Raw genomic sequence first — 21,593 nt, 5'->3', positions numbered from 1 at the left:
TTTTGTAGGCCGGATGAGGCTTTTCGCCGCCATCCGGCAACAGATTAAATCTTACATGCGCCGCTTTCGCAGCCATCGTCCTGAATGGATGGCACCAGATCGTCCTGGGCATCTTCCGCGCCGTCGCGGGTGTTCTGATAATACAGCGTTTTGACCCCGAACTTATAGGCGGTGAGCAGGTCTTTGAGCAACTGCTGCATCGGCACTTTTCCGGACGGGAAGCGCGACGGATCGTAGTTGGTGTTGGCTGAAATCGACTGATCGATAAACTTCTGCATAATCCCGACCAGTTGCAGATAACCATCATTCCCCGGCATTTCCCACAGCAGCTCATAGGCGTTGCCCAGGTGCTCGTAGTCCGGCACGACCTGACGCAGGATGCCGTCTTTCGACGCTTTAATGCTGACGTAACCGCGCGGCGGCTCAATACCGTTAGTGGCGTTCGAGATCTGCGAAGAGGTCTCGGACGGCATCAGGGCAGAGAGCGTTGAGTTACGCAGACCGTGGGTCTTGATGGACTCACGAAGCGCTTCCCAGTCATGATGCAGCGGTTCACTGGTGATGGCATCCAGATCTTTCTTGTAAGTATCGATCGGCAGAATGCCCTGTGCGTAGGTGGTTTCGTTAAACCATGGGCAGGCGCCTTGTTCAATCGCCAGTTCGTTAGAGGCCTTCAGCAGATAGTACTGAATGGCTTCAAACGTTTTGTGCGTCAGGTTGTTGGCGCTACCGTCGGAGTAACGTACGCCGTGCTTCGCCAGATAGTAAGCGTAGTTAATCACGCCAATACCCAGCGTACGACGCCCCATCGCACCACGTTTGGCGGCCGGGATCGGGTAGTCCTGATAATCTAACAGCGCATCAAGGGCACGAACGGCCAGTACCGCCAGCTCTTCCAGTTCCTCGAGGCTGTTGATTGCTCCCAGGTTGAACGCGGAGAGCGTACACAGGGCGATTTCACCGTTTTCGTCGTTCACATCCATCAGCGGTTTGGTTGGCAGCGCGATTTCCAGACATAAGTTGGACTGGCGCACCGGCGCGACCTGCGGATCGAACGGGCTATGGGTGTTGCAGTGGTCAACGTTCTGAATATAGATACGCCCCGTAGAGGCGCGTTCCTGCATCATCAGCGAGAACAGTTCAACGGCTTTGACACGCTGTTTGCGGATGCTGTCGTCTTTCTCATATTTCGTGTACAAACGCTCGAACTCGTCCTGATCGGCGAAGAACGCATCATACAGGCCAGGGACGTCGGACGGGCTGAACAGGGTAATGTCTTCCCCTTTCAGCAGACGGGTGTACATCAGTTTGTTGATTTGTACGCCGTAGTCCATGTGACGCACGCGGTTGCCTTCCACGCCACGGTTGTTTTTCAATACCAGCAGGCTTTCCACTTCCAGATGCCACATCGGGTAGAACAGCGTGGCCGCACCACCGCGTACACCGCCCTGAGAGCAGGATTTCACGGCGGTCTGGAAGTGCTTGTAGAACGGGATACAGCCGGTGTGGAACGCTTCGCCGCCGCGAATCGGGCTGCCCAGCGCACGGATACGACCGGCGTTGATACCGATACCAGCACGCTGGGAAACGTATTTCACAATCGCGCTGGAGGTGGCGTTGATCGAGTCCAGGCTGTCGCCGCACTCGATCAGCACGCAAGAGCTGAACTGACGCGTCGGGGTACGAACGCCGGACATGATCGGCGTCGGCAGAGAAATTTTGAACGTCGACACCGCGTCATAAAAACGTTTGACGTATTCCAGACGGGTTTCGCGCGGGTAATTCGAGAACAGGCAGGCTGCTACCAGAATATAGAGGAACTGGGCGCTTTCGTAGATCTCACCGGTGACACGGTTCTGTACCAGATATTTCCCTTCCAGCTGCTTAACGGCGGCGTAGGAGAAGGTCATATCACGGTCGTGTACGATGAACGAGTCCATCTGCTTGAACTCTTCTTCCGTGTAGTCTTCCAGCAGATGATTGTCGTATTTGCCCATTTCAACCATTTTCACCACATGGTCAAACAGTTTCGGCGGTTCAAATTCGCCGTAGGCTTTTTTACGCAGATGGAAAATCGCCAGACGCGCAGCCAGATACTGATAATCCGGCGCATCGCGGGAGATCAGGTCCGCCGCCGCTTTAATGATCGTTTCATGGATATCGGAGGTCTTGATACCGTCATAAAACTGGATGTGGGAGCGCAGTTCGACCTGAGAGATCGATACGTTATTCAGTCCTTCTGCCGCCCAATCCAGAACCCGATGGATTTTGTCGAGATTGATGCGCTCTGTACTACCATCACGCTTTGTCACCAGCAGACTCTGATTCATGTGGTTTTTTACCTGTCCGTGAAAGAAAAAATATCCCCTGCATTATCCACAATGCCACCTTGTGACTAACTCTGTGGATAAATACTATATGTAGGGGTTGAGTGTTAAAGTAAACGCTATATGGTGAGTATTCTAGTAGGGATTCTTTTCAGCACAAGAGTTGATTTTGAGGTTAAATTGAGGTTGCAAAAGGGTAAGAAAGGCTAAGTGCACGTCGCATAAGGCCTGGCGGGGATGTCAATAATTCATAAAAAAAATAGATAATTTGATCGAGTGCTGATTTCTTCAACGAAGGTGTAGAAAGTTCTCATGATCTGGCGCAATTTTTGTAAGCCGGATGGCGACAGTAATGTTGTATCCGGCCTACAGGCACATCTTTGTAGGCCTGATAAGCGAAGCGCCATCAGGCAGGGGGCTTATTCCGCTTTTGCGGTGGTATGCACCATATAGTTCACATCAACGCCAGGGCCAAGCTTGAAGGTGTTGGTGATGGGGTTGTAGTGCAACCCGGTCATATGGCGCTCCTGCAAGACCGTCTGATCCACCCAACCTAGCAGCTCCGCAGGTTTAATAAATTTCTTCACATCATGGGTCCCTTTCGGCACCATGCGTAAAATATATTCCGCACCGACAACCGCCATCAGCCAGGATTTGCCATTACGGTTGAGCGTTGAGAAGAACACCTCGCCGCCGGGTTTCACCAGTTGTGCGCAGGCGCGAACCACCGATTGCGGATCGGGCACATGTTCCAGCATCTCCATACAGGTTACCACGTCATACTGATGGGCATGTTTTGCCGCGTGCTCTTCCACGGTTTCGTGCACGTAATCCACCTGAATACCACTTTCCAGCGCATGCAGTTTTGCTACCTGCAAGGGCTCAAACCCCATGTCCAGACCGGTCACTGTGGCGCCTTCACGCGCCATGCTCTCTGCCAGAATGCCGCCGCCGCAGCCGACGTCGAGCACCTTTTTACCAAACAGGCCGCCTGAGCGTTCAGCAATATAACCCAGCCGCAGCGGGTTAATGCGATGCAACGGCTTAAATTCGCCTTCCAGATCCCACCAGCGCGACGCGACTGCTTCAAACTTGGCAATTTCTTCATGGTCAACGTTGTGGTTTACCGGTGGTTTTACGGCATTCATCGGGGCTTTTACTCCTTATAGGGCTAGTGACAGGAGTATATCAGTCCACGCGGGTGAATAAAGCTTATTGGTTTACCTCAATCTCTGCGGTTGTGTTATAATTTGCGACCTTTGAATCCGGGATACAGTAGAGGGATAGCGGTTAGATGAGCGACCTTGCGAGAGAAATTACACCGGTCAACATTGAGGAAGAGCTGAAGAACTCTTATCTGGATTATGCGATGTCGGTCATTGTTGGCCGTGCGCTGCCGGATGTCCGAGATGGCCTGAAGCCGGTACACCGTCGCGTACTTTACGCCATGAACGTATTGGGCAATGACTGGAACAAAGCCTATAAGAAATCAGCCCGTGTCGTTGGTGACGTAATCGGTAAATACCACCCGCATGGCGACTCTGCGGTATACGACACCATTGTCCGTATGGCTCAGCCGTTCTCGCTGCGATATATGCTGGTGGATGGCCAGGGGAACTTCGGTTCCATCGATGGCGATTCCGCGGCGGCGATGCGTTATACGGAAATCCGTCTGGCGAAGATTGCCCATGAGTTAATGGCCGATCTGGAAAAAGAGACGGTTGATTTTGTCGACAACTATGACGGCACGGAAAAAATCCCTGACGTTATGCCGACCAAAATCCCGAACCTGTTGGTAAACGGTTCGTCCGGTATCGCAGTAGGGATGGCGACCAACATCCCGCCACACAACCTGACGGAAGTGGTTAACGGCTGCCTTGCGTATATCGACAATGAAGACATCAGCATTGAAGGGCTGATGGAATACATCCCGGGTCCGGACTTCCCGACGGCGGCGATCATCAACGGTCGTCGCGGTATTGAAGAAGCCTATCGTACCGGTCGCGGTAAAGTGTACATCCGTGCCCGCGCGGAAGTGGAAGTAGACGCGAAAACCGGTCGTGAAACCATTATCGTGCATGAAATTCCGTATCAGGTGAACAAAGCGCGCCTGATCGAGAAAATCGCGGAACTGGTAAAAGACAAACGCGTTGAAGGCATCAGCGCGCTGCGTGACGAGTCTGACAAAGACGGTATGCGCATCGTGATTGAAGTTAAGCGCGACGCGGTCGGGGAAGTGGTACTGAACAACCTCTACTCCCAGACTCAACTGCAGGTCTCTTTCGGTATCAACATGGTGGCACTGCACCATGGTCAGCCGAAGATCATGAACCTGAAAGACATCATTTCAGCGTTTGTGCGCCACCGCCGTGAAGTGGTGACCCGCCGTACCATTTTCGAACTGCGTAAAGCCCGCGATCGTGCGCATATCCTTGAAGCACTGGCGATTGCGCTGGCGAACATCGACCCGATCATTGAGCTGATTCGTCGCGCGCCGACCCCGTCGGAAGCGAAAGCCGCATTGATCGCACGTCCGTGGGATCTGGGCAACGTGGCTGCGATGCTGGAACGTGCCGGTGACGACGCTGCGCGTCCGGAATGGCTGGAGCCAGAATTCGGCGTGCGTGACGGTCAGTACTACCTGACAGAACAGCAGGCCCAGGCGATTCTGGATCTGCGTTTGCAGAAACTGACCGGCCTTGAGCATGAAAAACTGCTCGATGAATACAAAGAGCTGCTGGAACAGATCGCGGAACTGCTGCACATTCTGGGCAGCGCCGATCGCCTGATGGAAGTGATTCGCGAAGAGCTGGAGCTGATCCGCGATCAGTTTGGCGATGAGCGTCGTACCGAAATCACCGCGAATAGCGCTGATATCAATATCGAAGATCTGATCAACCAGGAAGATGTGGTTGTGACCCTGTCTCATCAGGGCTACGTGAAGTATCAGCCGCTGACCGACTACGAAGCACAACGTCGTGGTGGGAAAGGCAAATCGGCTGCACGTATTAAAGAAGAAGACTTTATTGACCGTCTGCTGGTGGCCAACACCCATGACACGATCCTCTGCTTCTCCAGCCGGGGTCGTCTGTACTGGATGAAGGTTTATCAACTGCCAGAAGCGAGCCGTGGTGCGCGTGGCCGTCCGATCGTCAACCTGCTGCCGCTGGAAGCCGACGAACGTATTACCGCTATCCTGCCGGTTCGTGAGTACGAAGAGGGCGTGAACGTCTTTATGGCGACCGCCAGCGGTACGGTGAAGAAAACCGCGCTGACCGAATTCAGCCGCCCGCGTTCTGCCGGTATCATTGCGGTGAACCTGAACGATGGCGACGAACTGATTGGCGTGGATCTGACCTCCGGTTCTGACGAAGTCATGCTGTTCTCGGCGGCGGGCAAAGTGGTGCGCTTTAAAGAGGACGCCGTCCGTGCGATGGGCCGTACTGCGACTGGCGTACGAGGCATCAAGCTGGCGGGCGAAGACAAAGTCGTCTCCCTGATTATTCCACGTGGTGAAGGCGCGATCCTGACCGTGACGCAAAATGGTTACGGTAAGCGTACGGCGGCGGAAGAGTATCCGACCAAGTCCCGTGCGACGCAAGGCGTTATCTCTATCAAAGTGACCGAGCGCAACGGTTCTGTTGTTGGCGCGGTGCAGGTTGATGATTGCGACCAGATCATGATGATCACCGATGCCGGTACGCTGGTGCGTACTCGCGTGTCGGAAATCAGCGTGGTAGGACGTAATACTCAGGGCGTAATCCTCATCCGTACGGCGGAAGATGAAAACGTGGTGGGTCTGCAGCGTGTAGCTGAGCCGGTGGATGACGAAGAACTCGACTCCATCGACGGTAGCGCGGCGGAAGGGGATGATGATATCGCCCCGGAAGCGGAAACCGACGACGATGTCGCTGATGACGCTGACGAGTAATCGGCGAGTTTAACGACTGCAAAAAAGGGAGGCGCTGCCTCCCTTTTTTTCGTCCTGAATTCACCATTTCCCCTTGCCAAAAGGTCCTGTCCGGTGACTTTTTCCTTCATGTATAAAAATACAAAATAAAATGAATAATTATAACTCTGTGAAGGTGCTCACTGTTTGTGCAGCCATTTCCCGTTAACTTTCCTGTTACCAAACCGCGATATTTACGAGCCCTTACTGCCAGGAGAACTGAAAAATTATTAAATAACATCATCTGAATTCTTAAAGACAAAAGCGTTGGCTGCCTTCATCTGTCAATACACTTCTGACGGATGAATATACTTATACCTACACGTTGGGAATTAACTATGATAGTTGAAATAGCAGAAGGCTTTATCCATCTTTTCCAGAGCGCAGGTAAGATATTCTCCGGGATGATCGTCAGTACCATTCCGATGCTGATAACCTTAATTTTGACCGTTAATTTTATTATGAAATTAATTGGCCAACAGCGAATGGAAAAAGTCGCCACCCTGATGGGGAAGTCAAAAATATTAACCTATGGAATTTTGCCGAGTTTTGCCTGGTTCTTTCTTAGCAGTCCGGGTGCGCTGACGATGGGTAAATTTCTGCCCGAACGTTGTAAACCCGCTTATCAGGATGCGCTGGGCAGCACCGTACACCCGCTGACCTCTCTGTTCCCACACATTGTGCCATCTGAACTCTTTATCTGGCTGGGCGTCGCCGCTGGCCTGACGCGACTCGATCTACCGGTTGCCGACCTGGCATTACGCTATATCGCTGCGGGTATTCTACTCGGTTTTATCCGTGGTTTTCTGACGGAATATATCTTCACCCGGCTGGAGAAACGCGAACTTAATCAGGAATAAGGGAAAACAATGAAAGTACTATTTTCGGCTGACGTCGTAAAGGCTGGAAGAAAAGTGGAAGAGGGACTGCTTAATGGCATGTTGATTACCTTTAATGACCATGCTCCGGAAGATTATCTCGATTATGTCCTGGTCATTAAGAATATTGTTTGTGATGTTACCCCATTACAAAAAACAATGGATTAAGTTCTGCAGATTAATAATCAGACCTGGAATATAACCTGCTGGGGAGAGGCCGCATGGCAAAATTTATGCGAGTTAGGTCATGTGACAGTGGTATTTGACGGGGCTGAAAAGCCAATAGCCTATGGTTCATTACACGTTAACAGTCATTGTTCTCCATCCGTAAATGAATTGATTGGCCCATTGACAATAATGAGGAAAACCAATGAAAACCGTACTGATTAAAAAAGGTCATTCAGGGATTGGCGATGACATGTATTTATCTCGCGATACCCGCATGGTCATCCTGTCGCTTACCGGCAAAACCATTGATCCGGTCGCGAAAAAACTGGGTGAAATGCTGGAAATGACCGTGGTTAACGGCTTTGACGCCATGCCGGATGATAAGAAAATCCTTTGTGTGGTCATCAACTGTGGCGGTTCACTGCGCTGCGGCATTTATCCGCAGAAAAGAATCAAGACAATCAACGTACTCCCTACCGGTGCGATGGGGCCGCTGGCGAAATATATCACCGAAGATATTTACATCTCTGATGTCAGTCTTGAATCGCTTTCGCTGATTGAAACCATTAATCAACCGGTAACCGGGGAGGAAAACGTTGAGCTCAGTGATCCTCTCCCGGCAGACCATGCCTGTGCCGTGGCTCACGAACGCGTGGAGGCAAAACCACGCGGTTCCGCGACCAACACCGCGCTGGAGTTGATGACGCGTTTTGCGACGGGAATCGGTAACTTTGTCAGCCTGCTCTACTCCTCGGCGCGTGAATCGGTCGAGCTGTGTATTAAAAACGTGATCCCCTTTATGGCCTTTATCTCGGTTCTGATCGCTCTGGTTCAGGAGACCGCGATTGGTCAGTGGACCGGGAATGCGCTGTCGCCGCTTGCCGGATCGTTAACCGGTCTGTTTGTGATTGCGATTATTTGTGGTCTGCCCTTCATCTCTCCCATTCTGGCTCCTGGCGCGGCGATTGCGCAGGTCGTTGGTGTGCTGGTAGGAACGCTAATCGGTAGCGGGGTGGTTTCACCGCTGATGGCGTTGCCGGCGCTGTTCGCGATTAACGTCCAGGTCGGTGCCGATTTCATTCCCGTTGGGCTTTCCATGCAGGAGGCGAAAGAGAAAACCATTCGTCTTGGCGTGCCCTCTTTCTTGCTGTCACGGATGATTACCGCGCCTCTGGCGGTGGCCATCGGTTATCTGTTTTCGTTTGGCTTGTTTAACTGAGGAAATGTGTAATGAACAAAATCAATGCCGCGGTGGTGGGGGCCGGTATTTATGGCAAACATCATATCAATGCGTATCACTATAATCCGTGGGTGAACCTGGTGGGGTTTTGCGAGATCAATCCGGACATCCGCGCCAACGTTGCGGCGGAGTTTCAGGTGCCTGGTTATGCCTCGCTGGCAGAGTTGTTTGCCGCGACGGACGTTGATCTGATATCAATCGCGACGCCGGATCCGTTCCACTTTGATGCCACGATTGAAGCCATCAGGGCGGGCAAACATGTGCTGATTGAGAAACCGATGGCGACAACGTCAGCGGAATGTCGGGAAATCATCCGCTGTGCGCAGCAACAAGGAGTGAAGATTGGCGTTGATTACCACAAGCGTTGGGACGGGATGGCACAGCATATTCACCATGAGCTGCTGAAACCCGAAACCGGTCAGGTCCTGCGTGGCTATATGAGCATGGACGATATTATCGACGTGCCGAAAAACTGGCTGTCATGGGCGAATGAGAGTTCTCCCGTTCATTTTCTCGGAACGCATTGTTTTGATTTGATTAGATATTATATGAACGGTGCCAATGCGGTGAGCGTCTATGCGATAGGGCAGAAGAAGAAGCTGGTGGCGGAAGGCGTTGATTCCTGGGATACCATTCAGTCGTTTGTCACCTTTGATAATGGCGCGCAATGGACCGTTGAAGTGGGGTGGTGCTTACCACCTTCATTTCCCAAAGCAAACGATGGGCGTAGTTTTGTTATTACCGAGAATAACTATTATCGCGCCGATGCGCAGTTGCGGGGATATGAAATGTTCACCCCTCAGCGCAGTGCAACGCCAAATTATAATTTTATTAATTACGTTAATAATAAAGCCAGTGGCTATGGGATTCAGCCAATACATGATTTTGTTGAGCACATATTATTTGATACCCCTTATCTGGCAACCGCTGATGATGGGTTGCAGGCGACGTTAATATGTGAAGCCGTACATCATTCGTTATCGACAGGACGTATTGTGCAGTTATAACTCATCGGTGGTTTACGCCTCATAAACCGTTTTGCTGGCTTTAATTTCTTTGATTAAGGCAGGGTTCGTTATTCCCCCTCAACCCGGTCGATGATCATTGTTTATGAGGCGCCTTTTCATTATTCATATTCAGATAGCAATATTGCAGCGCGTGGAAAAAAAGCGTGTGTAAAGACATTTTCAGTGCGGCGAAACTGAGGGGGCTGACGCTGGACTGAGGCGTATATAAGGTTACATCGGCAAGCGTCGCGCCGCTCTGATGGCAGGCGACTGCCAGTGAGGCGGCCTCATGCTCGCGAATCAAGGTAATGAGTTGATTATCCGGCTCATCTTTGAGTCCAGGAAGCAGGATCACGGAATCACAATCCGTCAAGGTGTTTGTCAGCAATAAATGGGCATTCTGGTACTCTACGGGAATGCAGACTTTGCCAATATCACTATAATCCTGAATGATATTGCTGAGTAATGAACTCAGTTCTCGCGGATGACAGAAATAGAGGTTACGGCTGGAATTAATAATTTCAAAGAAAGTATTAAGGGCCGCAGGGTTATTATTATTAATAAACTCGCCAAGAATAACATTGTTTTTCGTTGCCTGGGCCGGAAGCAGTGCCTCAGGTGCGCTGCGCAGACACTTAATTAAATCATATTTAAATGAAGTAAAGCCGGTATAACCGAGAGATTGCGCAAAGCGAACAATGGAGGGTTGGCTGGTTTGCGTCTTTTTTGAAATTGCCGTCGACGTCAGTTTTTCCGCGCCCGATAATGTAGCCAGAATGTAACGGCTAATTGTTTGCTCCGCGTGCGTACCTGTTTTTACCAGTAACTGAAGTTGTTCGATAATGTTCATTGAGGTCCCTCGGTTTTGTTTATTATGACAGATACACTTTATCCTTCAAGCAGCCTCTGTGTTGGCGATGGAGCGATCCGGCTCGTCCATGAGCCTCGTCCCTTTAAGCCAGCGCAAGCGTTGTTCAAAATGCCTGCTGCCTGTTGTCCTGCGACTCGAAGGATTTAGTGTCTAACCAGGGGACCCCAGGGGTTAATTCATCCTTTCCACAATCATTGCAATACCCTGACCGCCGCCGATGCACAGCGTTGCCAGACCCAGCGTTTTATCCCTGGCGGAAAGCGCATGCAGCAATGTCACCAGGATCCGCGCGCCGCTGGCGCCGATCGGATGCCCAAGCGCAATCGCGCCACCGTTCACGTTCACCTTTTGTGGGTCGAAGCCCAGCGTCTTGCCGACGGCAAGGAACTGCGCGGCAAACGCCTCATTGGCTTCAATCAGATCGATATCGGAAAGCTGCAATCCGCATTGTTTCAGGGCTTTCTGCGTGGCGGGTACCGGCCCCATCCCCATCAGCGCTGGCGCGACGCCGCCGCTGGCATATGCCTTAATGCGTGCCAGCGGTTTCAGTCCTGCCGCCAGTGCGGCAGATTCTTCCATGACCACCAGCGCGGCCGCGCCGTCGTTGATCCCAGAGGCGTTGCCAGCGGTGACGGTGCCGGCCTTATCAAACGCCGGACGCAGTGCCGCAAGACCTTCTGCTGTTGAGTCAGCCTTGGGGAATTCGTCGCGGTCAAAGACAATGGTTTTTTTACGCGACGTGACGCTGACCGGCACAATTTCGGCCTCAAAGGCGCCAGAATGGATGGCGGCGACCGCTTTTTTCTGAGAGAGCAGTGCGAGCTCATCCTGCATGTCGCGGCTGATACCGTATTCACGGGCGACGTTTTCGGCGGTGATCCCCATGTGATAACCATGGGTGGCACAGAGCAGACCGTCACGCAGAATCACATCCGACAACTGGCCGTCGCCGAGGCGATAACCCCAGCGGGCTTTCGCATCCAGCAGATAGGGGGCCAGACTCATGTTTTCCATGCCGCCAGCAACCAGCGCCTGTGCCTGACCGGCCTGAATTGCCTGGGCGGCCAGTGCGACGCTTTTGAGCCCTGAACCGCAGACTTTGTTGACGGTAAACCCGCAGACGGTTTCGCTAAGGCCGCTTTTTAACAGTGCCTGGCGCGCCGGGTTTTGTCCCAGACCGGCCTGCAACACGTTGCCCATGATCACTTCATCCACACGTTGCGGGTCGAGTTGCGCGCGTTCCAGCGCGGCGCTAATCACAGTCGCGCCAAGTTCGATGGCGCTGGTGGTGGCCAGCGCGCCGTTGAAGCCGCCGATGGCGGTACGTACTGCGCTGACGATGACACAATTTTTCATCTTCTGTTCCTTAAAAGTGAGTCGCTGCCGTCAGAAAAAGGTCAGACCGACAACAAAAATGACACCGGAGAAAAGCAGGGCGGTGATGCAGTACCCCATGATGTCGCGAACCCCCAACCCGGCGATGGCCAGTGCGGGAAGCGCCCAGAAGGGTTGCGCCATGTTCATCCACTGCTCGCCGTAGGCAATCGCCATCACGGATTTACCCAGATCGGCCCCTAGCGCTTGCGCGGCTGGCATGACGAACGGTCCCTGTATAACCCAGTGGCCACCGCCTGACGGCACGGCAAAGTTGATCAGCGCAGAGCTGAAGAAGGTCATGACCGGGAAGGTGTCTTTATTGGCGACGTTGATGAAGAACTCGGTGATGAGTCCTCCGAGACCGGAGTGCTCCATCATCAACTGGATACCGGCATAGAACGGGAACTGCACCAGGATACCGGCGGTGCTGCGCGCAGCGGCACTAATGGCGCGCATATAGGCCATCGGCGTTTTGTGCAGCAGCAGACCGGCAATCATAAACATCAGGTTGACGGTGTTGATGGTGATGTTGAACCCTTTCTCGGCGAAGTAGATCCCGAGATAAGCGATGCCTAATGCCCCAATGATCAGCGCCAGGATTCGGCTCTCTTCCAGTTTTTCGGACGGAGGCGCATCTGCTGGCAAGGTCTTCTGGAAATCAGGCTCTTCCATCAACAGTTTCGGATCGACGCTGACAACATCCGACGGTTTTGGCGTCATCATGCGGGTGATAAACGGCATGACCACAATCAGACCGAGAGTGATGAAGATGTTGAAACCGGTAAACAGGGTGTCGCTGACCGGAATCAAGCCCGCAATGTGTTCCACCGGGTTACCCGGCGTTGCCGCCAGCAGGGGCATCGAGCCTGAGAAGCCGCCGCCCCAGGTCAGAAAACCGATATAAGCGCAGGCAATCAGCAGCGGATAATCGGATCCCGGCACGCGACGGGCAACTTCACGGGCAAACATCGCTCCCACTACCAGACCGAAGCCCCAGTTAATGACGCAAGCGACGGAGCCAAAGAAGGTCACCAGCATTACGCCCTGCGCGGGCGTTTTTGCGGCAGACGCGGCAGTACGCAGCAGGTTTTTCACCGGACCGGAACTGGCCAGCGCGTGACCTGTCACGATGATCAACGCCATCTGCATCCCGAAGGCCAGCAGATTCCAGAAGCCATCCCCCCAGAAACGCACCATACTGATCGGCGTTTGCGGCGTCAGCCACAGCGCGATGCCGAACGTCAACAGCGTCAGCAGCATGGCGAAAATCAGGGGATCGGGCAGCCAGCGACTGACGAAGCGCGTCATGAAACGCGAGATACGGCCGATCATGCTTCACCTCGCTGAACGACCAGATCGGCGGCAATGTCAAACTGCGCTTCTGTTTTTGCTCGCAGAGTATCGAGGTCGCACCCGTCGACGATTTCCGTCAGCCACATTTTGCCGTCGATAAAGCGGAACACGGCGAGTTCGGTAACCAGCATATGCACCGCATGCTGGGCCGTCAGTGGCATGGTGCAGTGGCGAAGGATTTTCGCCGAGTCGTCTTTCGCGCAGTGTTCCATCGCGATAATCACTTTGCGCGCTCCGGTTACCAGATCCATCGCGCCGCCCATCCCAGGGACCATTTTGCCGGGCACGACCCAGTTCGCGAGGTTAGCCTGTTCATCAACCTGCAACCCGCCCAGTACGCAGGCATCGACGTGGCCGCCACGAATCAGCGCGAATGACATCGCGCTGTCGAACATCGCCGCACCCGGCAATATTCCGCAGGGTTGACCACCGGCGTTCACCAGATCGGGATGCGCGGTCGTGACCGGTCCCAGTCCGAGAAATCCGTTCTCTGATTGCAGGGTGATATGAATGTCATCCGGCAGATAGTTGGCGACCATCGTCGGCAGGCCAATGCCTAAATTCACAACATCACCATCGCGAAGTTCTTGCGCCACACGGCGCGCAATACGTTGTTTAGCATCCATTATTTGCTCTCCTGTGGCATGACGATATGGTCGATAACGGCGCCGGGGGTGACTATCTGATCAGGCAACAGATCGCCTGTCTCAACGAGTTCGTCAGGTTCCACCAGAGTGATATCGGCGGCGAGGGCAATAAGCGGGTTGAAGTTGCGGGCGCTGAGTTGGTAGGTCAGGTTGCCGAGTGGGTCGGCACGGTGCGCGCGGATGAGTGCCAGGTCGGCACGCAACGGTCGCTCCAGTAGCCAGGTTTTGCCGTCAAGCGTCAGGGTTTGTTTGCCATCTTCCACAATCGTGCCGACGCCGGTTGGGGTCAGGAAGCCGCCGAGTCCAGCACCGCCGCAGCGGATCTGTTCAATCAGCGTACCCTGCGGCACCAGCTGAACGTCCATCTCTTTGGCGATCATCCGACGCCCGGTTTCCGGGTTAGTGCCGATATGGGACGCAATGACTTTGTTCACCCGGCCATTGACGATCAGCGGGCCGATGCCGGTATCGACAAAGGCGGTATCGTTGGCGATCAGTGTCAGGTCTCTGACGCCGGATTCAAGTAAGGCTTCGACAAGGCGGGGCGGGGTCCCGACCCCCATAAAACCACCAACCATGATGGTCATGCCGTCACGAAAGAATCCGGCAGCGTTCTGTAAGGTAATCAGTTTTGTTTTCATTATGTTTCCCTTTTGCATACTCCATTTTGGGTACACAAAGGGAATAGCAAGCGGGATGCCAGAATGGCTAACGGACAGGGATATTAGTTAACCTGTTGAATATAATTAAATATTCATGGGGGTGTTGTGTGATCTTAGTGCGGATGCTATGCAGAATTTTGCGCACTGTGCAAAATTCTGCATAGCAGATTCTGGTTCTACAAGCCTGCCGTATCGATACCGTATTCCTGCAATTTATACATCAGGGCACGTCGACTGATGCCTAACATCAGGGCGGCGCGGGTGCGGTTTCCTTCATGCTGTTCAAGTACCTCGATAATGATCCGCTTCTCTTCGCGTTTAATCTCTTCTTTCAGATTGCGTTCACCGGGCTGTGTGGCCTTTATCTCGCTGCCACTACCCACCGGCTGGCGGAGCGGGGCAGGCAGATCTTCTGCAAAAATGACGGCACCGGTATTCATCACCACCGCCCGCTCAATGACGTTTGAAAGTTCGCGGATGTTTCCGGGCCAGGGCCAGGTGGTAAGCATCGACATGGCCGCCGGATCGATCTCAATAATGTCGCGCTGATTTTCCGAACTGAATTTCTGCAGGAAGTGGTTAGCCAGCAGCGCAATGTCTTCCCGTCGTTCGCGCAGCGGGGGAAGTTGCAGATGAATCACATTCAGACGATAGAACAGGTCTTCACGGAAAGCGCCTTCTTTCACCATCGCATGGAGATCGCGGTTGGTGGCAGCGACGATGCGGATATCCACCTGAATCGTCTGATGCCCGCCCACGCGTTCGAATTCCCGTTCCTGCAGAATGCGCAGTAATTTAGCCTGGAGCACCAGCGGCATTTCACCAATTTCATCGAGTAGCAGCGTTCCCTGATGAGCGCGTTCGAACAGTCCCTGACGCTGAGTTTGTGCGCCGGTGAAAGCCCCTTTTTCATGACCGAACAACTCGCTTTCCAGCAGCGACTCCGGTAACGCGGCGCAGTTGATTTTGATAAACGGACCGTTTGCCCGGCGCGAATTGTAGTGAATAGCGCGCGCAATCAACTCCTTGCCGGTACCGCTTTCACCACTGATCAGAACGTTGGCCTGCGACAGGGCAATTTTCGCCGTGTCTTTGCAGATATCCATCATCCGCGGACTGTTGGTCAGGATATGTCCCCACTGCCAGCTGGTGCTCAGCGCCTGATGCAGGCTGCGGATCTCCTGTTTCATCGCCTGCAGTTGCAGGGCGCGTTGGATCAGTAAATTCAGTTCATCGAGATCGAAAGGTTTGATCACGTAATCAAACGCCCCGCTGCGTAATGCTTCGACGGCGGTTTCGACTTCGGCATAAGCGGTCATCAGGATCACGGGGATGCGCGGCTGCTGAGTGCGCATGACTTTCAGGGCGTCGATCCCGTTCATTTCCGGCATGCGGATATCCATCAGCACCACATCCGGTGGAGCGTCGGCAAAGCGCTGCAACGCTTCCTCCCCGTTGCTGGCACAGTGCGTTTCATGCCCCTGTAGCGAAAAGGCGGTGGTGAGCATGCGACGAACGTTATCTTCGTCATCCACAATGAGGATACGGTAGCGGGTTTTCATACTGACAAGTTTCCCTGTGGGTTAATCGGTAAAATAAGGGTAAACGTCGCGCCACATCCGGGCATACTGGCGACGTGAATATCGCCCTGATGAGCATTGATAATGCGTTGGCTGAGCGCGAGTCCAAGCCCTGTTCCTGAGGCTTTGGTGGTGAAAAAGGGGTCAAAAATCTTTTTCTGTAGCGCGATATCAATCCCACCGCCGTTATCTTCAATCGCCACGGCTTGTTGCGTGGCTGAATATTGCCAGGTGCGAATGCGGATTTCACCGCGTGCGTTGATGGCCTGCACGGCATTAATCAAAAGATTGAGGATCACCTGTTTTAACAGCTCACGATCGGCAACGATGGCAGGCAGTCCCGTATCCTGTTCAAAGTTGAACGTGATCCGTGCCTGAACGCCGGAGGTTTGCACCAGAATCAGCGTCTCTTCGATCAGCGAATTGAGCAGAACTTGCTGCCACTGGCTTTGTCGCGGCCGGGAGAAATCCAGCAACTGCTGAATGACTTTGTTGATGGAATCAATTTCTTTCAGTACCACGGACAGATATTCCTGATGCACAGGCAGGCTGGTTTGTTGACGGATGATCTGCACATAACCCCGGATGGCGGTGAGCGGATTACGTACCTCATGCGCCACCCCGGCCATCAGTTCACCCAAAGTGGCAAGTCTCTCGGTTTGCGCCAGGCGACGCTGCGTTTCTTTGCGGGCAGTCAGGTCGGAAAAAATCACCAGCGCACCGATCAATTCACCATTGGGGTTATGAATACGGCTGGTGGTGACACTGAGTTCAATGGTGCGGTCGCGCGCCGGAAAGCTAACTTCCTGTGCCAGATGCTCCGTCCCGTGCGCCAGGGTATCGAGAACCGGGCTGGCAAAATGCGGGTCGGAGAAGAGGGTGGCATAGGGGCGACCGACCAGTTCATTGAGCGTATAGCCGGTAATCATTTCCGCCGCAGGGTTCATGGTGGTGACATCGCCCTGTCTATCGATTGCGATCACCCCATCGGCGGCGTTTTCAATGATCAGATCGTTAAGGGTTTTCGTTTCACGCAACGTTTGCGCCAACGCGTTAACGCTGCGGCTAATTTGCCCCAGTTCGCCAGGCAGATTGGGAAGTTGTGCTGGCGTTTTTTGCGCCAGCGTCGACAGACCGTCCGTGATGATGTCGATATTGGCGCCAAGGCGTCGGGAAAACAGCACGATCAAGAGCAGGCTACAGAGCAGACCTGCCGCCAGCACCGCAATGATGCGCACGTCCATCCTCCACGCCTGACGCTGGATATCTTCCGTCAACTCATTCGCCCAGATGTAGCCCAGCACGTCGCCATCCCGGGTGATGGGGATCATGGAGTTAAGAATATCGCCGCGCACCTGGCGACCGGAAAAGACGACCGGGGCATTGCTGCGCATCACTTCGCGTCCGGGGTGATCGGCGGCAATCGTCACGCCAACGTTATTTTGGTACAGCGCGGAAGGGGCGTAGGTCACAATCGCATCCAGCGCTTTGTTATAGTAGCCCGCGCCGACGCCCGGAAATGCCTGAGTGATCCGCTCAGTGATGGGGCCGAGTTCGGTATTCAGCGCCTGAATACGTTCGTCCCGCGGCAGCGCCGTAAAATGGGTAAAGCGATCGCCCAGCGCCTGATCGAGCAGGTGTACAACGGCAGATAATTTTTTCTCTTTTTCAGATAAGACTGCTGACCGTCCTTCGGTTTCTACGATATAACCAATCGACAGCGTCGGCACGATGACCATCAGAAGCGCCATCAGGATCATCTGATTGCGTAAGCGTCGCGGGTATAACCCTCTCAAAAAGCGCATGCTGGCATCCCTGTGACCCATTTTCTGACAAACGCTAATTATCGGGGGTTGCGGCAACTGTTTCTCAGCGGTGTATCATATTCCCGCAAACGCAGGCGCGGGCATTGCGACGACGCGCATTTACCGCTACCTTAACCACACTCCATTTATCGCCTGAGGCGGAGCTTCGCCCTTTTGAAATACCTTGCATCCTTTCGCACGACCCTGAAAATCTCGCGCTATCTGTTCAGAGCGTTGGCGCTGTTGATTTGGCTGCTGATTGCCTTTGCTTCGGTGTTCTACATTGTGAACGCCTTGCATCAGCGGGAGTCAGAGATCCGCCAGGAGTTTAATCTCAGTTCCGATCAGGCCCTGCGCTACATTCAGCGCACGTCGGATGTGATGAAAGAGCTCAAGTACATCGCGGAGAATCGCCTGACGGCGGAGAACGGCGTGTTGTCTTCACGGTCGCGTGACGATAAAACCGAGGTGCCGACCTTTCAGCCACTGTTTGCCGATTCCGACTGCGCGGCAATGGGCAACGCCTGGCGCGGATCGCTGGAGTCGCTGGCGTGGTTCATGCGCTACTGGCGTGACAACTTTTCCGCTGCGTACGATCTGAATCGTGTATTTCTCATTGGCAGCGATAATCTCTGCATGGCGAATTTCGGCCTGCGCGATATGCCCGTCGAGCGCGATAACGCGCTGAAAACGCTGCACGAGCGGATTATGAAGTACCGCAACGCGCCGCAGGATGAATCCGGAAACAACCTCTACTGGGTGGCGCAGGGACCACGTCCAGGGATTGGCTATTTCTACGCGCTGACGCCGGTTTATCTGGCAAACCGCCTGCAGGCGCTGTTGGGCATTGAACAATCCATTCGAATGGAAAACTTCTTTACGCCGGGCAGTCTGCCGATGGGCGTGACCATTCTGGATGAAAATGGGCATGCGTTGATTTCGCTGACCGGGCCGGAAAGTACCATCAAGGCGGAACCTCGCTGGATGCAGGAACGCTCCTCGTTTGGCTATACGCCGGGCTTTCGTGAGCTGGTGCTGAAGAAAAATCTGCCGCCGTCTTCGTTAAGCATTGTCTATTCCGTTCCGGTCGATCTGGTGCTGGAACGGATCCGGATGCTGATTCTGAATGCCATTCTGCTGAACGTGCTGGTAGGTGCGGCACTGTTTACTCTCGCGCGCATGTACGAACGACGAATCTTTATTCCGGCGGAAAGCGACGCCCAACGGCTGGAAGAGCATGAGCAGTTTAACCGTAAGATTGTCGCGTCCGCACCGGTCGGGATCTGTATTCTGCGCACCGTTGACGGTATTAACATCCTCAGTAACGAGCTGGCCCATACCTACCTGAACATGCTCACCCATGAGGATCGACAGCGGCTGACGCAAATCATCTGTGGTCAGCAGGTGAACTTTGTCGATGTGCTGACCAGCAATAACACCAATTTGCAGATTAGCTTCGTCCATTCCCGCTATCGCAATGAAAACGTGGCGATTTGCGTGCTGGTGGATGTTTCCGCCCGCGTCAAAATGGAGGAGTCGTTGCAGGAGATGGCGCAGGCGGCTGAACAGGCGAGTCAGTCGAAATCGATGTTCCTGGCGACCGTCAGCCACGAGCTGCGCACGCCGCTGTATGGCATTATCGGTAACCTTGATCTGCTGCAAACCAAAGAATTGCCAAAAGGGGTCGATCGCCTGGTGACGGCGATGAATAACTCTTCCAGTCTGCTGCTGAAAATCATCAGTGACATTCTCGACTTCTCGAAAATCGAATCGGAGCAGTTGAAAATTGAGCCGCGTGAATTCTCGCCACGTGAGGTGATGAGCCACATTACCGCGAACTATCTGCCGCTGGTGGTGCGCAAGCAGCTTGGGCTGTACTGCTTTATCGAACCGAATGTGCCGGTTGCGCTTAATGGCGATCCGATGCGCCTGCAACAGGTGATTTCTAATCTGTTGAGCAACGCGATTAAATTCACCGACATCGGCTGCATTGTGCTGCATGTCAGCCGCGACGATGATTATCTCAGCATTCGGGTGCGGGATACCGGCGTCGGGATCCCGGCGAAAGAAGTGGTGCGCTTGTTCGATCCGTTCTTCCAGGTCGGTACGGGTGTGCAGCGCAATTTCCAGGGAACGGGGCTGGGACTGGCGATTTGCGAAAAGCTGATCAGCATGATGGATGGTGACATTTCGGTTGATTCTGAACCAGGGATGGGGAGCCAGTTTACAGTGCGTATTCCGCTGTATGGCGCGCAGTATCCGGCGAAAAAAGGGCTTGATGGACTTGCCAGAACACGTTGCTGGTTGGCGGTGCGTAATGCGTCTTTGTGCCAGTTTGTCGAAAACAGCCTGACGCGTAACGGTGTTGAGGTGATGCGTTATGAAGGGCAGATACCGGCGAGTGATGACATGTTGATCACCGACGATGCCCTGGAACAGCCGTGGCAGGGGCGGGCAGCGGTGATTTTCTGTCGGCGCCACATTGGTATTCCACTGGAAAGGGTGCCGGGGGAATGGGTGTACAGCGTGGCGTCGCCACATGAACTGCCGGCGCTGCTGGCCCGGATCTACCGTATTGAGCTGGACGATGAGGAGCTCTCCTCCGCGTTACCGGCTCCGGAAAAAGCGGCGGCCACCAATGATGACATGATGATCCTGGTGGTTGACGATCATCCGATTAACCGCCGCCTGCTGGCCGATCAGCTGGGATCGCTCGGGTATCAGTGCAAAACCGCCAATGACGGCGTGGATGCCCTGAACGTGCTGAGCAAAAACCATATCGATATCGTGCTGAGCGACGTAAACATGCCGAATATGGATGGCTATCGACTGACACAGCGCATACGTCAGTTAGGGCTGACTTTACCGGTAGTTGGGGTGACGGCCAACGCTTTAGCCGAAGAGAAGCAGCGCTGTCTGGAGTCGGGGATGGACAGTTGCCTGTCGAAGCCGGTCACGCTGGACGTTATCAGGCAGACGCTGGCGGTGTATGCGGAGCGGGTCAGGAAAACGCGAGCATAAAAAAGCCCGGTAAGCGCTGAAACTTACCGGGCTTTTTTACGTCTGCAAGAATCAGTCTTTGTCTGCCGGACTCAGGGTCACGGAAGAGAGATAGTTCAGCAGTGCGATATCGTTTTCAACGCCCAGTTTCATCATCGCTGATTTCTTCTGGCTGCTGATGGTTTTGATACTGCGGTTCAGCTTCTTGGCGATTTCAGTCACCAGAAACCTTCGGCAAACAGACGCAGAACTTCACTCTCTTTCGGAGAGAGACGTTTGTCACCGTAGCCGCCCGCGCTGATTTTTTCCAGCAGGCGAGAGACGCTTTCCGGGGTGAACTTTTTGCCTTTCTGCAGCGCAGCCAGCGCTTTCGGCAGGTCTGTTGGCGCGCCCTGTTTCAGGACAATCCCTTCGATATCGAGATCAAGCACCGCGCTCAGGATTGCCGGGTTATTGTTCATGGTCAGAACAATGATCGACAGGCTTGGGAAATGACGCTTGATGTATTTGATCAGGGTGATCCCATCGCCGTACTTGTCGCCCGGCATAGAGAGATCGGTAATCAACACGTGTGCATCTAATTTTGGCAGGTTGTTGATCAGTGCTGTGGAGTCTTCAAATTCGCCAACAACATTCACCCACTCGATTTGCTCAAGTGATTTGCGAATACCGAACAGTACAATCGGATGGTCATCGGCAATAATTACGTTCATATTGTTCATGTAAAGG

At 53.6% G+C, this 21,593-nt stretch carries 16 protein-coding genes and 1 pseudogene; 7 read left to right on the top strand and 10 right to left on the bottom strand.

The genetic code is table 11. The features are described 5' to 3' along the window. Nucleotides 1–44 precede the first annotated feature (44 nt). On the bottom strand, nucleotides 45–2,330 hold the full coding sequence (gene nrdA / locus KI228_RS14890; protein ID WP_044258561.1) for a class 1a ribonucleoside-diphosphate reductase subunit alpha: 2,286 nt from the start codon (nucleotides 2,328–2,330) through the stop codon (nucleotides 45–47). A gap of 416 nt (nucleotides 2,331–2,746) precedes the next feature. Further along, a complete protein-coding gene (ubiG, locus tag KI228_RS14885; protein ID WP_061069842.1) occupies nucleotides 2,747–3,475 on the bottom strand; it encodes a bifunctional 2-polyprenyl-6-hydroxyphenol methylase/3-demethylubiquinol 3-O-methyltransferase UbiG in 729 nt (242 codons plus the stop codon). Between the two features lie 146 nt (nucleotides 3,476–3,621). Here ubiG and gyrA point away from each other — a divergent pair, with 146 nt between their 5' ends. From gyrA to KI228_RS14860, 6 genes are all read left to right on the top strand, one after another. Further along, nucleotides 3,622–6,258 carry a DNA topoisomerase (ATP-hydrolyzing) subunit A gene (gene gyrA / locus KI228_RS14880; RefSeq protein ID WP_044266198.1) on the top strand — a complete coding sequence of 879 codons (2,637 nt, stop codon included), beginning with the start codon at nucleotides 3,622–3,624 and terminating at the stop codon, nucleotides 6,256–6,258. Between the two features lie 356 nt (nucleotides 6,259–6,614). Next, nucleotides 6,615–7,136 (top strand): PTS glucitol/sorbitol transporter subunit IIC, encoded by a 522-nt coding sequence (gene srlA / locus KI228_RS14875; protein WP_042317872.1) that lies wholly within the window; start codon nucleotides 6,615–6,617, stop codon nucleotides 7,134–7,136. A gap of 9 nt (nucleotides 7,137–7,145) precedes the next feature. Then, nucleotides 7,146–7,322 (top strand): PTS glucitol/sorbitol transporter subunit IIA family protein, encoded by a 177-nt coding sequence (locus KI228_RS24340; RefSeq protein ID WP_249413425.1) that lies wholly within the window; start codon nucleotides 7,146–7,148, stop codon nucleotides 7,320–7,322. Between the two features lie 3 nt (nucleotides 7,323–7,325). Next, nucleotides 7,326–7,544, top strand: coding sequence for a PTS glucitol/sorbitol transporter subunit IIA (locus KI228_RS24335; RefSeq protein WP_346730021.1), 219 nt, complete (start codon nucleotides 7,326–7,328; stop codon nucleotides 7,542–7,544). Further along, nucleotides 7,525–8,541, top strand: coding sequence for a PTS glucitol/sorbitol transporter subunit IIB (srlE, locus tag KI228_RS14865; RefSeq protein WP_044266195.1), 1,017 nt, complete (start codon nucleotides 7,525–7,527; stop codon nucleotides 8,539–8,541). The genes KI228_RS24335 and srlE overlap by 20 nt, the downstream gene beginning before the upstream one ends. 11 nt (nucleotides 8,542–8,552) lie before the next feature. Next, nucleotides 8,553–9,569: a Gfo/Idh/MocA family protein gene (locus KI228_RS14860; protein ID WP_044258571.1), complete on the top strand. Its 1,017-nt coding sequence runs from the start codon at nucleotides 8,553–8,555 to the stop codon at nucleotides 9,567–9,569. Between the two features lie 94 nt (nucleotides 9,570–9,663). Here KI228_RS14860 and KI228_RS14855 read toward each other — a convergent pair whose 3' ends face one another. From KI228_RS14855 to atoS, 7 genes are all read right to left on the bottom strand, one after another. Beyond that, nucleotides 9,664–10,419, bottom strand: coding sequence for a MurR/RpiR family transcriptional regulator (locus KI228_RS14855; protein WP_061069843.1), 756 nt, complete (start codon nucleotides 10,417–10,419; stop codon nucleotides 9,664–9,666). A gap of 192 nt (nucleotides 10,420–10,611) precedes the next feature. After that, the gene (locus tag KI228_RS14850; RefSeq protein WP_054175988.1) at nucleotides 10,612–11,796 is read right to left on the bottom strand and encodes an acetyl-CoA C-acetyltransferase; all 1,185 of its coding nucleotides are present in this window, start codon (nucleotides 11,794–11,796) and stop codon (nucleotides 10,612–10,614) included. A 30-nt stretch (nucleotides 11,797–11,826) separates the two neighbouring features. Then, nucleotides 11,827–13,149, bottom strand: a complete 1,323-nt coding sequence (locus KI228_RS14845) for a TIGR00366 family protein (protein ID WP_043000062.1) — start codon at nucleotides 13,147–13,149, stop codon at nucleotides 11,827–11,829. Beyond that, entirely contained in the window at nucleotides 13,146–13,796 is a 651-nt protein-coding gene (locus KI228_RS14840) for a 3-oxoacid CoA-transferase subunit B (RefSeq protein WP_141227599.1), read from the bottom strand. The genes KI228_RS14845 and KI228_RS14840 overlap by 4 nt, the downstream gene beginning before the upstream one ends. Beyond that, entirely contained in the window at nucleotides 13,796–14,458 is a 663-nt protein-coding gene (gene atoD, locus KI228_RS14835) for an acetate CoA-transferase subunit alpha (RefSeq protein WP_043000064.1), read from the bottom strand. Before atoD ends, KI228_RS14840 begins: the two co-directional genes overlap by 1 nt. Nucleotides 14,459–14,655: 197 nt before the next feature. Next, nucleotides 14,656–16,041: an acetoacetate metabolism transcriptional regulator AtoC gene (gene atoC / locus KI228_RS14830; protein WP_061069844.1), complete on the bottom strand. Its 1,386-nt coding sequence runs from the start codon at nucleotides 16,039–16,041 to the stop codon at nucleotides 14,656–14,658. Further along, the gene (gene atoS, locus KI228_RS14825; RefSeq protein ID WP_054175989.1) at nucleotides 16,038–17,864 is read right to left on the bottom strand and encodes a two-component system sensor histidine kinase AtoS; all 1,827 of its coding nucleotides are present in this window, start codon (nucleotides 17,862–17,864) and stop codon (nucleotides 16,038–16,040) included. Before atoS ends, atoC begins: the two co-directional genes overlap by 4 nt. A gap of 174 nt (nucleotides 17,865–18,038) precedes the next feature. On the opposite strand from atoS, the gene rcsC reads away from it, so the two are divergent. Next, a complete protein-coding gene (gene rcsC, locus KI228_RS14820) occupies nucleotides 18,039–20,885 on the top strand; it encodes a two-component system sensor histidine kinase RcsC (protein WP_212807486.1) in 2,847 nt (948 codons plus the stop codon). Nucleotides 20,886–20,936: 51 nt separating this feature from the next. Here rcsC and rcsB read toward each other — a convergent pair. After that, a pseudogene (rcsB, locus tag KI228_RS14815) lies at nucleotides 20,937–21,586 on the bottom strand (response regulator transcription factor RcsB). Nucleotides 21,587–21,593 lie beyond the last annotated feature (7 nt).

The organism is Citrobacter amalonaticus (assembly GCF_018323885.1).
Taxonomy (GTDB): Bacteria; Pseudomonadota; Gammaproteobacteria; order Enterobacterales; family Enterobacteriaceae; genus Citrobacter_A; species Citrobacter_A amalonaticus.
Note: the sequence above shows the minus strand (reverse complement) of the source record. Positions and strands in the feature narration are given on the sequence as shown.

Bases quoted from the DNA above. Each gene is read 5' to 3' on its own strand.
- atoC (WP_061069844.1), bottom strand. From the start codon at position 16,041: ATGAAAACCCGCTACCGTATCCTCATTGTGGATGACGAAGATAACGTT.
- gyrA (WP_044266198.1), top strand. From the start codon at position 3,622: ATGAGCGACCTTGCGAGAGAAATTACACCGGTCAACATTGAGGAAGAG.
- srlA (WP_042317872.1), top strand. From the start codon at position 6,615: ATGATAGTTGAAATAGCAGAAGGCTTTATCCATCTTTTCCAGAGCGCA.
- KI228_RS14840 (WP_141227599.1), bottom strand. From the start codon at position 13,796: ATGGATGCTAAACAACGTATTGCGCGCCGTGTGGCGCAAGAACTTCGC.
- atoS (WP_054175989.1), bottom strand. From the start codon at position 17,864: ATGCGCTTTTTGAGAGGGTTATACCCGCGACGCTTACGCAATCAGATG.
- KI228_RS14855 (WP_061069843.1), bottom strand. From the start codon at position 10,419: ATGAACATTATCGAACAACTTCAGTTACTGGTAAAAACAGGTACGCAC.
- KI228_RS24340 (WP_249413425.1), top strand. From the start codon at position 7,146: ATGAAAGTACTATTTTCGGCTGACGTCGTAAAGGCTGGAAGAAAAGTG.
- atoD (WP_043000064.1), bottom strand. From the start codon at position 14,458: ATGAAAACAAAACTGATTACCTTACAGAACGCTGCCGGATTCTTTCGT.
- KI228_RS14860 (WP_044258571.1), top strand. From the start codon at position 8,553: ATGAACAAAATCAATGCCGCGGTGGTGGGGGCCGGTATTTATGGCAAA.
- ubiG (WP_061069842.1), bottom strand. From the start codon at position 3,475: ATGAATGCCGTAAAACCACCGGTAAACCACAACGTTGACCATGAAGAA.
- KI228_RS14850 (WP_054175988.1), bottom strand. From the start codon at position 11,796: ATGAAAAATTGTGTCATCGTCAGCGCAGTACGTACCGCCATCGGCGGC.
- KI228_RS14845 (WP_043000062.1), bottom strand. From the start codon at position 13,149: ATGATCGGCCGTATCTCGCGTTTCATGACGCGCTTCGTCAGTCGCTGG.
- srlE (WP_044266195.1), top strand. From the start codon at position 7,525: ATGAAAACCGTACTGATTAAAAAAGGTCATTCAGGGATTGGCGATGAC.
- nrdA (WP_044258561.1), bottom strand. From the start codon at position 2,330: ATGAATCAGAGTCTGCTGGTGACAAAGCGTGATGGTAGTACAGAGCGC.